This is a genomic window from Paraburkholderia sp. BCC1885 (assembly GCF_900996235.1).
GTDB lineage: Bacteria > Pseudomonadota > Gammaproteobacteria > Burkholderiales > Burkholderiaceae > Paraburkholderia.
Window position 1 is genome coordinate 1 of sequence record NZ_CAAJGM010000093.1, and the last position, 520, is coordinate 520.

Annotated in this window: 1 pseudogene; it reads left to right on the forward strand. The window is 74.2% G+C overall.

Annotated elements, in window-relative coordinates:
• Window positions 1–520 (forward strand): annotated as a pseudogene (locus FQ755_RS07620) (cellulose synthase); the annotation flags it as partial.

The window sequence follows — 520 nt, forward strand, 5'->3', positions numbered from 1 at the left end:
TATGCGCCCGGTTATGACGCGCCGGCCCGCCCGCAGCCGGCACGACGCGGCACCGCGCGCAAGAACACCACGCGCGCCGCCGCGCAACCGGTCTACGCACAGCAGCAGCCCTATTACGGCCAGGCCCCGTATCCGCAGCAGCAAGCCTATGCGCCGCAGCCCTATGCACCGGGCGCCTATCCGCCACCGGCCTACCAGCCGCAGCCCTATACGCCGCAGCCGCCCTATCCGCAGCAGCAGGCAGGCGCCTACGCGGCACCCGCCTACATCCCGCCGCCGCCCGCCGGCTACGCGCAGCCCTACGCGGCGGCGGCCGTGGCCGCCAACGGCGCGGGCGGCGTGCCGGCGGCGGCAGCCAACCCGCAGACGCTCGGCGTGGCCGACGAACTGGCGGCGATCAACCGCGACGAGGCCAGCACCGTGTCGAGCGGCCTGGTGTTCCGCAATCGCGCCGGCGAGGAAGGCCTGTCGAGCCTGACCGACATCGAGGCGCCGATCGAAGGCCGCATCAAGGCCGGCA